Origin of the sequence: Nocardiopsis sp. ATB16-24 (genome assembly GCF_030271535.1) — a bacterium.
GTDB lineage: Bacteria > Actinomycetota > Actinomycetes > Streptosporangiales > Streptosporangiaceae > Nocardiopsis.
Genome location: NZ_JASCXJ010000001.1, coordinates 273,901 through 285,469, shown reverse-complemented (window position 1 = coordinate 285,469; position 11,569 = coordinate 273,901). Strand labels below are relative to the sequence as shown.

2 protein-coding genes are annotated in these 11,569 nt (G+C 69.2%); both read left to right on the top strand.

All coding sequences use genetic code 11. From position 1 onward, the window contains the following. Window positions 1–21: 21 nt before the first annotated feature. A complete protein-coding gene (locus PFX91_RS01170) occupies window positions 22–4,662 on the top strand; it encodes a type I polyketide synthase (RefSeq protein WP_285728740.1) in 4,641 nt (1,546 codons plus the stop codon). Continuing rightward, entirely contained in the window at window positions 4,656–11,531 is a 6,876-nt protein-coding gene (locus tag PFX91_RS01165; protein WP_285728739.1) for a non-ribosomal peptide synthetase, read from the top strand. The genes PFX91_RS01170 and PFX91_RS01165 overlap by 7 nt, the downstream gene beginning before the upstream one ends. The last annotated feature ends 38 nt before the right edge of the window (window positions 11,532–11,569 follow it).

Here is an 11,569-nt window from a genome sequence, read left to right as displayed (position 1 = left end):
TCGACAGAATCGGGATGCCAGATGGACAAGGTGAAGGCTTTCATCCTCGAACAGGTCGCGCATCGGAGGCTCGGCAAGGAAGAGGCGAAGACGCTGTTGCAGGAGGTGACGGCCGCGTCGTCATCCCATCCCGACATCGCCGTCATCGGGATGGCCGGCCGGTACTCCGCGGCCGGAGACGTCGAGGAGTTCTGGGACTTCCTCCAGCAGGGCAAGAACTGCGTGCGTGACTTCCCGCGCTCACGCAAGGCAGATATGTACGACATCCTGCGAAACCCGTACTACTCCGAGGTCATCCTCGGCGCGGTCGTGGACGAGTCCGATCTGGACCGGATCTATTCCAAGAGCGGTTATCTGGATCAGATCGACCGGTTCGACGCCCGTTTCTTCGGTATTCCGCCGTTGGAGGCGGACTACATGGATCCGTATCAGCGGATCGGTCTGGAAATCGCGTACGAGGCGCTCGAGAACGCCGGATACGGCGGTGACGGCGTCCGCGGCACACGGACCGGGGTCTTCCTCGGGCGCGACCAGACGAACTACTCGTACTACCGCATGTTCTCCGAACGCAATCCGATGCAGCTCTCCGGTTCGTGGGAGGGGCTGGTGGCCAGTCGGATCTCCTATGTGCTGGATCTCACCGGTCCGTGCCTGATGACCGACACCGCCTGCTCCGCGGGCGCGGTGAGCATTCACCAGGCCGTCCAGTCGCTACAGAACGGCGAGTGCGACATGGCGCTCGCGGGCGGTCTCAACATGTCGCAGGTCGGTGAGGTGAAGGCCGCCTACATGTCCGGGGCGACGATGGACAGTGTCGAGTCCCAGGACTACGCCGTACGCACCTTCGACGCCCGAGCCGACGGGACCGTGTGGGGCGAGGGCGCCGGCATGGTCGTCCTCAAACCGCTGGCACGTGCTCTGGCCGACCGCGACCACATCCGGGCGGTCATCAAGGGATCGGCCATCAACAACGACGGCATGTCCAGCGGTATCACCGCCCCACGAGCGGAGCTCCAGGAGCGGGTGATCCTCGACGCCTGGTCCAAAGCGGGCGTCGACCCGGAGACGATCACCTATGTCGAGGCCCATGGCACCGGTACCGCACTCGGCGATCCCATCGAGACCAAGGGCCTGTCGGACGCGTTCCGCAGGCACACCTCGCGTCGGCAGTTCTGCGGGGTCGGCTCGTTGAAGACCACCATGGGACACATGGTGGGCGCTTCCGGCGTGGCCGCCGTCACCAAGGTGGTCAAGGCGCTCGAAACGGGTGTGCTGCCCCCGACGGCGAACTTCGAGGTACCCAACCCGTACATCGACTTCCCCGAGAGTCCGCTCTACGTCCACGACCGGTTGGCGGACTGGGACACTCCCGCAGGGACCCCGAGAAGGGCCGCGGTCAGCTCGTTCGGCTTCGTTCGGACCAACTGCCACCTGGTGTTGGAGGAGGCTCCCGCCTACCGCCCCACAGAGCAGGGCAGACGGCGCTACTGCCTCACCGTCAGCGCCAGGACCGAAGAGGCCCTGCAAGAGCTGCTGGACCGCTACTCTCTGCTGCTCAGCGGGAGTCCGTGGTCGCTCGCCGACATCTGCTACACCTCCAACGTCGGGCGTACGCACCACGAATACCGGCTCTTGATCACCGCGGAGAGCAAGGAGCAGCTCGCGGAGTCGGTGGACCGCGTCCGTACCGGCGGCCTCTGCACCGACCAGGAGCAGGGCGTCCACTACGGGGTGCACACCGTGGTCAGTGACAAGAAGGGCGCCTTCGCTCCCGGCGACATCACCAGGCAGTCGCTGGAACGCCTCTCGGCGGAGGCCGACGCGGTCGTCGCCGACCGGGCCTCCGGCGAGGAGCACGTGCTCGCCAGGCTGGCCTCCCTCTACGTACGGGGCGCGCGGATCGACTTCACCCGCTACCACCAGGGGGACATCCGACGACGGGTTCCGCTGCCGACCTACCCGTTCGCACCGACCCGCCACTGGGCCCGGCCGCTGCGGACCCGGGTACAGGACTTCAGGAGCACCCAGACACACCCGTTGCTCGGCGCGGAGGTCAGCCGGTCGGACGCCGGCGCCGTGTTCGAGAACGCGCTGTCGGCCGAGAAGCACTGGGTGCTGGCGGACCACCTGATCGACCGCAGGGCGGTGGTGCCGGGCACGGCGTACCTGGAGATGGCCAGGGCCGCCCATGCCGTGGTCGCCGGCGGCGGGGCCGTGCGGTTCCAGGACGTGGTCTTCCGCATGCCGCTCTCCGTCGACGCCGGAGCCGAGGCGGTCGTCCGGACCCGACTGGAGCGGTCGGGCGACGGCTACACGTTCCAGGTGGTCAGCAAGGACGGTGAGGACTGGGTCCCGCACGTTGAAGGCAGGGTGGGCGGGGCACCGGCAGGCAAGCCGCCGGAGGCCGTCGACATACCGGCGGTGCGGGGCACGGCCACCACGGTGGTGGACCCGGTCGTTTTCGAGGCCGACACCGGCGTCTTCCGGTTCGGCCCGCGCTGGGACTCCGTACGGGCGGAGTGGCGAGGCGAGGCCCGGACGCTGGCGCTGCTGCGGATGCGGCAGGGTGTCGACGCCGAGTCCACGATCTACGGGCTGCACCCGGCGATGCTCGACAACGCCGTCAACGTCAGCTCGCAGAGCGACGGCCAGACCTATCTGCCCTACATGTACAAGGACTTCGTCCTGCACCGGACGGCGCCCGAATCGTACTACTCGCTGGTCCACACGGTCCGTGGCGGTCCCGGCGCCGAGACGATCACCTTCGACATCGATCTGATCGACCTCGACGGCACGGTCTTCGGGCAGATCAGCGGCTACACCGTCAAGAAGGTCGACTGGACGCGCTTCAGCGTCACAGGAGCCCGCCGGTTCCTACAGGTCGGCTGGAAGGAGGCCGTGCCGGCCGAAGGACGGGCGGGCACGGACGCCGTCTGGGGAGTCGTGGTGAGCGAAACCTCGGCCGGCCGTGATCTCGTCGCGGCGCTCACAGGGGCGGGAGTGCGAATCATCCCGTGTTATGTGGGACCTGAGGCCCCCGATGAGGAGGACGTAGGGGCTCTGTGCACACGGCTGCGCTCGGAGGAGGCCCAGGGCCTGCTGTTCGCCACCGACTTCACCGCAGGAGAAGGCCTGACCCACGCGGACCGTCGCGGCGGCGGTGTCGACGCGCTGTTCGAGCTGTACCGGGGGCTGCTGACCCACAGGGTCAAGCTTCCGCTCGGACTGCGGGTGCTCGGCGGTAACGCCTGGCGGGTCGTCGACGGCGACACCGCCACGGACCCCTACGCGGCGGCCACCGCGGCACTGGCCATGGTGATCGGACAGGAACACCTGCCGGTCGGTGTCGTCGACGCGCCGCCCGGCACGGCCGTGGACCTGCTGGTCCGTGAGTGCCTGGGTGCTCCGGGCGCCTCGCCGCGGGCGATCCGTGGATCCCGGCTGTACACCCGGTGCCTGGAGCGCGTCACCGCGGCCGAGGACGAAGCCGCCGAGAAGCCCTACACCGGAGGCACCTTCCTCGTCACCGGTGGTGCGGGAGGGCTGGGCCTGAACATCGTGGAGGAGATGGCGGCGCAGGGAGCGGAACGGATCGTCCTGCTCGGCCGCTCGGTGCTCGACGAGTCGACGAGGCGGCGGCTGGAGCGGCTCCACATGGCCGAGTACGTGCGCTGCGACGTGTCTCGGCCCGAGGAGGTCCGGAGTCTGGGCGAACGCCTGAAGACCGACGGGGTGCGCCTGACCGGCATCGTCCATGCGGCGGGTGTCGCCGGTGACGGATTCCTCGGGTCCAAACAGAGGGAGGTCTACGACGCCGTCCTCGCCCCGAAGATCGATGGAAGCGTCGCGCTGCTGGATCTCGCCGCGGAGCATCCGGATCCGTTCGTGGTGTTCTTCTCGTCGATCACCTCGATCACGGGCGGATTCGGCCAGGGTGACTACGGCGCGGCCAACGCCTTCATGGACTCTCTGGCCGTCAGGGCACGGGCGGCGGGCACGCGCGCCCTGTCGGTCAACTGGCCCACATGGACCGGGGCGGGCATGGCCGTCGACCACGGAGTGGATGCGGACGACTCCCCGTTCACCCCCGTGTCGGTCCAGGAGGGGCTGGCCTGGTTGGCGTACTTCCTGCGCCATCCGGCCGACGGCGCCATTCCGGCCGACTTCAACCTGCCGGTACTGCGGAGCGAGTGGGACACGCTTCCCTTCACCGTTCCGACCGAGGTCGCCGCGGCCGCCCGTAACACCGCCGAGACGCCGTCAGAGTCCGGTGGGGGGATGGGCGAGGTCGTCCTGACCGGCCTGTCGGACCCGACCCCGACCCAGCGCCGGATCGCGTCCATCTACGGCGCGGTGCTCGGCCTTACGGAGATCGACGCCTACGCCGGTTTCCAAGAGCTCGGTGGTAACTCGCTGATGACCACGGACCTGCTGGCGAAGATCGAGCTGGCCTACCCGGAGACGGTGGACGTCGCCGACCTCTTCTCGTACTCCACCGTCGTCGACCTCGCCGTCTACATAGACGAGCAACGCGGCGCGGACGCGGGCGGAACCGTCGACCGGGGAGGTGACCGGTCCCTGCGGGAGGCGCTGGCCGAGATCGGCGACACGGAGTTGATCTCCGTCTTCGACGACATCGAGGACAACGGGGAGCGATGGTGACCGGAACCCGGGAAAAGACACGCAAGGAGCTCCTGAAGTACCTGTTGACGCAGGTGCGGGAGGAGCGGCTGGACGTCGAGCGGGCGAAGGAGTTCATCCGCGCGGTCGAACCCTCCGATGGCGCGGTGGGTCCCCGTAACACCCCCATCGCCATCGTGGGGATCGCTTGCAGACTGCCGGGAGCGCCGGACAAGGAGCGGTTCTGGGACAACCTCGTGGCGGGGCGTGAGTCGATCGGCGATTTCCCCCCGGCCCGCATGGAGGACCTCCGCCGGGTCCTGCCGAATCCCACCGATCTCAGCCGAGGCGGATTCCTGGACCGTATCGACCTGTTCGACCCGGAGTACTTCGGCATTCCCCCTCGGGCGGCCACGGAACTGGACCCCTACCACCGGCAGATGCTGGAGATCCTCATCGAGACGATGGAGGACGCGGGGTACGCCCGCGACGGCATGGACGGCGCATCGGTCGGTGTCTTCGTCGGCAACGACCACTCGCACCGGTTGAGCATGTCCTACCTGCCGTTCCTGTCCGAGGCGGACTTCGCGGCGTTCACGGGGTCGTGGCCGGGCATCCTGGCCAGTCGGCTCTCCTACCACCTGAACCTGCGAGGGCCCGCCGCGGTCACCGACACCGGCTGCTCCTCAGGGCTGGTGGCGCTGGACTCGGCGATGAAGGCCATTCGCCAGGGTGATTGCGACACCGCCCTCGTCGCCGGGATCAACCTCTTCCTCTCCCCGGGAAGCCTCGGTAGCGAGACCGAATCCGGTGACCGCGTGCGGGCGTTCGACTCCCGGGCCCGGGGCACGGTCTGGAGCGAGGCCGTGGTCGGTGTCCACATCAAGCCGTTGGACAGGGCCACGGCCGACGGAGACCACGTCTACGGCGTCATCGTCGGCAACGCGGTGAACAACGACGGTCGCAGCAACGGCATCACCGCGCCCAACGCACGGGCCCAGAAAGAGGTGCTCGTCAAGGCCTGGAAGCGCGCCGGTATCCATCCGGAGTCGCTGTCCTACATCGAGGCGCACGGCACGGGAACGGCCCTCGGCGACCCCATCGAGGTCAAGGGTCTCAAGGCCGCGTTCGGCGAGTTCACCGACCGCAGACAGTTCTGTGCGCTGGGCTCGGTGAAGTCGAACGTCGGGCACACAGTCGGGGCCGCGGGCCTGGTCTCACTGGTCAAGACCGTCCTGTGCCTCGACCGCCGGATGCTCCCGCCGTCGTTGCACTTCGAGGTTCCGAACCCCTACCTCGACCTCGTCGACTCACCGGTGTACGTCAGCGATCGGCTCGCCGAGTGGGAGGCGGGTGCGACGCCCCGGCGCGCGGGGGTGAGCAGCTTCAGCCTGACCGGGACCAACACCCACGTGGTGCTCGAAGAGGCGCCGCGGACACCGCCGCGACCACGGGTGAGCGCGGAGTCCCACCTCTACGTGATCTCCGCGCGCAGCGAGTCCCTCCTCGCGCGGTCCGCGGCGCGGCACCTGGACTTCCTGGACAGCCGTCCCGACCACCGCCTCGACGACATCTGCCACACCATGCGCGTCGGCCGTGAGCACCAGCCGGTGCGGGCCGTCGTCCTCTGCGACGACCGTGCCGGCCTGCGGGCCGGCCTGGCGCGTCTGCTTCGTCCCCGCGGTGAGCACGAGGAGCCCTTCCCCGACGGACGCACGGCCGTCCTGCGCGGGCGTCCAGAACCCTCTGCGGTCGCCCACGAACCGCAGACCGGGGAAGCCACTCCTTCCCTCAGCGCCGGAACCGACCGGTGGGACGACCTCCCCGAACGGTTCCGACGCCATCGGGAGGCGGCGACCGCCTATCTCGGCCACCGCGGCAGGCCCTTCGAGTCCGTCGCGGCGGGCGGGCGCCGCGTCCCGCTGCCACCACAACCCTTCGACCACGCCCGTTACTGGGACGAGACGGTGACCCCCTCCCCGTCGTCCCCCACCGAGGACGGACCGGGTGGGCCGGCGGACACGGACAGGCTCCGAGACGTCCTGGCACGGTGGGCGGGGAACGGGAACGGGGCCGACGACGCCTCCGAGCCGCCCACGGCACGTGTGGTCATCGCAGCGGTGTGGTCGGAGATTCTCGGCTATCCCGAGATCAGCGGATCCGAGGACTTCTTCTCGCTCGGTGGCGACTCCGTGTCCTCCCTGAAGATCGTCCAGTGGCTGAACACGGAGTTCGACCTGGGCGTACCGCCGCCACTGCTGCTGAGGAGGCCGGTGTTCGACGACTTCGTCGAGACCGTCGTCGAGGAGTTCGGGCTCGGGGCGGATCAGATCCGCAGCCGTCTCGACCGTGGCCCGAGGCGCGAGGAGTACGACAAGGGGCTCGGCGACGGCACCGGTGACGAGGAACCCCCCGAATACGAGCTTCCGCTCACGGCGGCCCAGCGGGCCATGTTCCACTCCTCCCACCTGGTGGCCGACTCGGTCGCGTACAACATCACCGGGCTGACGATCAGCGACGAGACGATCGACGTCACCCGTCTCGAAGCGGGCATGCGCGATCTCGTACGCCGTCACGACAGCCTCCGTGCGACGTTCCATCTCGTCGACGGCGAACCGGTGCAGCGCATCCGGGCCGAGGTCGAGGTGTCGGTGGAACACCATCGCCTCGACGCCCCCGGCCCCGGGGAGAGCCATGAGGGGCGGGCCCGGGAACAGATGGCGCACTTCGTCCGGCCGTTCCGGCTGGACGAGGGCCCGCTTTTCCGTATCGGCTGTTTCGACTTCAGCGACGGTGTGAGCTGCGTGGCGATCGACTTCCACCACATCGTCACCGACGGCACGTCGATGGGAATCCTCTTTCGCGATCTCGCGGCGATCGTGGAGGGCGCCGAACCCCAGACGCCGCCCCGCGGTTACCGTTCGGCGGTGCTCGGCATGCTCGAACACGAGAAGTCCGCAGAGGTTCTACGCGGGCGCGACTACTGGCGCAGCCGGTTCGCCGACGGTTTCCCGGTGCTGGACCTGGCCACCGACCGGCAGCGGACCGACACCGCCTCCGCCACGGGCGCGACTCTGTTCACCGAGGTGGACGCCCGGACGCTCGACGCGGTGAAGGAGTATGCGCGGGCTCGCAACCTGACGCCCTTCATGGTCCTGCTCGGGGTCTTCCAGCAGCTGCTGAGCCGGCTCAGCGGACAACGCGACATCGTCGTCGGCACGCCGGTCCACGGTCGGCCCGACGCCGGTTACGCCGATGTCGTCGGCATGTTCGTGAACACACTGCCGCTGCGGACGTCCGTCGAACGCGAACGCGGGGTCGGGCAGTTCTACTCCGACCTGCGGTCCACGGTGCTGGAGGCGTTCGAGCACCAGGACTGCCCACTGGAGTTGATGATCGAGGACCTGCGGCCTCCGCGTGAGCCGGGGCGCAGTCCGCTGTTCGACACCTGCTTCGTCTACCAGAACACCGACATGGGCCTGGAACAGGCAGGGGAACGGGTGGTGACGTTCGACGACGGGAGCGCCAAGTACGACATCACGCTCAGCGCCCGCGAGGCCGGCGGGCAGCTGCTGCTGGAGTGGGAATACTCCACCACGCTGTTCCGGGAGGAGACGCTGCGCCTCTACGCCGACCGCTACGCGACGCTGCTGCGCTCCGTCCTCGCGGCGGACGACGCGGACGCGGTGGGCGAGCTCCCCCTGATACCGGAGCGGGAGACCGCGCTGATCCGCGACTTCGCCACAACGCCGGCCCCGCCTTTGGAGAACCGCGGTATCGCGAAGGTCTTCGAACGTCAGGTTGCCGGCGCCCCGGACCGTACGGCACTGATCACCGGGGGAGAACGGATCTCCTACGGCGAACTCAACGCGCGGGCGAACCGGCTCGCGCACCACCTGTCCCGGCGGGGGGCCGCGCCGGGGTCACCGGTGGCGATCCTCGCGGACCGCTCCCCGGAGATGGTCGTCGCCGTCCTCGGCGTGTTGAAGGCCGGCTGCTACTACGTCCCGCTCAACGCCGACTTCCCCGACGAACGCCTCCGGCTGATGCTGCGGGACTCGGGCGCGGAGTTCCTCGTGACGACGGCCGGGCGGGTGGAGTGGGCGGGCGGGCTCGCCGATGGACTGGCTCTGACCGTGGAGCTGTCCTCGGTCGAGTCGGCGGCCACCGCCGAGGACGGCACCGACCCGGATCTGCCGAGCAGTGGCGAGGACCCGGTCTACGTCATGTACACCTCCGGCACCACCGGGGTGCCGAAGGGCACGGTGATCCGGCACAAGAGCGTGCTACGCGTGGTGCGCCGACCGGTGTTCTATCCCGCGGGCCCCGACGACGTCTTCCTGCTGATGTCGGACTACTCCTTCGACGGGGCGGTCTACGACATGTTCGCCGCGCTCACGAACGGCGCGTCGCTCGTGGTCCTGGACAGGGCGGAGGTTCTGGACCTCGACCGGCTCGGTACGGCGATCGAACGCCACGGCGTCACCAGCTTCTTCATCACCGCCACCATGTTCCACGCCCTCATCGACAACGTCCCCGAGCGGCTGGGCAGCGTCCGCAGGCTGATCTTCGGGGGGGAGGCGGCGTCACCCGCACATGTGGAGCGGGCGTTCCGCCTCCTCGGGCCGGGAAGGATCGCCAACGGCTACGGGCCGACGGAGTCCACGGTCTTCGCCGCCGTGCATGTCTTCGACTCCTATGACGAACGAGAGGCCGTCCCCATCGGCCGACCCGTCAACGACACCTCGCTGTACGTCCTCGACGAGGATCTCCGGCTGCGACCGATCGGCGTCCCCGGCGAGCTCTGCATCGGCGGCGCCGGACTGGGCGACGGTTATCTGAACCAACCGGAGTTGACCGCCGAGCGGTTCGTGGAGTCGCCCGACGTTCCCGGTGTGCGGTTGTACCGGACCGGTGACCTGGTCACTCTGCGGAGCAACGGGCTGTTCTTCTACACCGGCCGCATCGACCAGCAGGTCAAACTGCGGGGCTACCGCATCGAGATGGCCGAGATCGTGCACGTCGCCGCCGGCGAGCCGGACATCCGGTGGGCACACGCCGCGGTCCACGAGACCGAGGAGGGGGGGAGAAGCCTGTGCCTGTGGGTCCGTTACGAGGACGGTGCGCAACCCGACGAGGCGCGCTTGCGCGCCTCCCTCGGCCGGCGGCTCCCCGGTTACATGGTGCCGTCGTTCATCGTCCGGGTGGACGAGGACGTTCGGCTCACCGGTAACGGCAAGCTGGACACGGCGGCGTTGCCCGCTCCCGACCTCTCCGCGGCGGTGTCGGCGACCCCACCGCGGACCGACGCCGAACGGCGGGTCGCCGCGGCCTGGTCGCGTGCGTTGGGTACCGAGGTGACCGACATCGACGCGAACTTCTTCGCGCTCGGCGGAGACTCGATCAAAGCGATCCAGATCGCGGCCGGGCTCAAGAGTGACGGACTTGCGATCCAGGCCTCGGACCTGCTCGATAACCAGACCGTGCGCATGCTGGCCGAGCAGGCGTCGGTCGACCGAGGGGAGGAGCGACTCCACGACCAGGCGCCGGTGTCGGGGCCGATGGTTCCCAGCCCCGTCCAACAGGCGTTCGTGGACGCGGTCGAGGACCGTGGCCGGGTGTTCACCCAATGCGTGCTGATCACCTCCGAGACTCCGCTGCCCGGCGGTGCCCTGGTGGACGCGGTCGAGCGGCTGACCCGCTTTCACGACGCGTTGCGCGTCCGCATCGACGGCGACGAGCTGGTGCTGTGCCACCCCGACGAGGAAAGGCTGGTCCACGCCGAGACGGCTCCCGCCGGTCTGACCGGGGAGGATCTCACCGACTATCTGAGGGCGCTACAGGAACGGGTGGACGTACGTACCGGTCCCGCGGTCGCCCTGGCCACGGGGCTCGGGGAGCAGGGCGAGCGGTGCGCGCTGGCCATCCACCACCTGGCCGTGGACGTGGTCTCGTGGGGGATCCTGATCGAGGACCTGCTGGCCTGCCTCGCCGACCCCTCCGCCCCGCTCGCTCCCAAATCCATGCCGTTCCCCTCATGGACCGCGGAGCTGGCGGCCCACGCGCGGAACGGAGGCTTTCGAGGGCAGCTGCCCTACTGGACCGGCCTGGCCCGGCGGGCGGCCGCGGCGGGCAGGATGTTCGAGGAGGACGACATCCGGCGTGCGGACACCGTCTCGGAGGTGCTCCGCTTCCCCGCCGCGGAGGTCACGGACGTACTCGACACGGCCAGAAAGGCACACGGAGCGGAGCACGGCCAGACCGTCCTCGCCGTCGTCGCCCGAGCCCTGGGCGCGTGGCGGGGCCGCGACCGGATCCTGGTGACCCTGGAAGGGCACGGGCGGGAACGGTTCGCCGAGGAACGCGACCTGACCCGGACGGTGGGCTGGTTCACCGCCACCTTCCCCCACCTCGTACGGCTCGAGGACGGAGTCGGGGACACCCTGCACGCCATTCGCCGCTCCTTCGACCGACTGCCCGGCAAGGGAAGCGGCTACGGACCACTGTGCCGGTTCGATCCGGGGCTGGGCGAGGACAGGGCACTGCTCACCGGGGTCCGTCCCCAGGTCGGCGTCAACTACCTCGGCGAACAGGGAGGCAGGACAGAAGGTATCGGGGTCACCCACCTGCCGGCGGAGGTCACCGTCGACGAGGACCTCCGCTCACCCCACATTCTCGATGTCATCGCCTGGCGCAGCGACGGCGCGCTGCTGATCGAACTGCGCTACCCGGCGGCATGGCACGCCCGCGGCGACGGCCGGGCTCTGACCGACGCCGTCCGGGAGTCCTTTCGTACGGTCCGTGACGCGGTGACGACACAGGGCCGACCGGGCTTTCGCACCTCGTCGTCGGTCCGGCCGGGCGTGCTGGACGACATCCTCTCCGGTATCGGAGGCGGAGACCGACGATGACCATCACCGGGCTCCGCCCGAGCACCGCCCCCCATCCC

Excerpts from the sequence above, each read along its gene's own strand:
- PFX91_RS01170 (WP_285728740.1), top strand. The coding sequence starts at position 22 with ATGGACAAGGTGAAGGCTTTCATCCTCGAACAGGTCGCGCATCGGAGG.
- PFX91_RS01165 (WP_285728739.1), top strand. The coding sequence starts at position 4,656 with ATGGTGACCGGAACCCGGGAAAAGACACGCAAGGAGCTCCTGAAGTAC.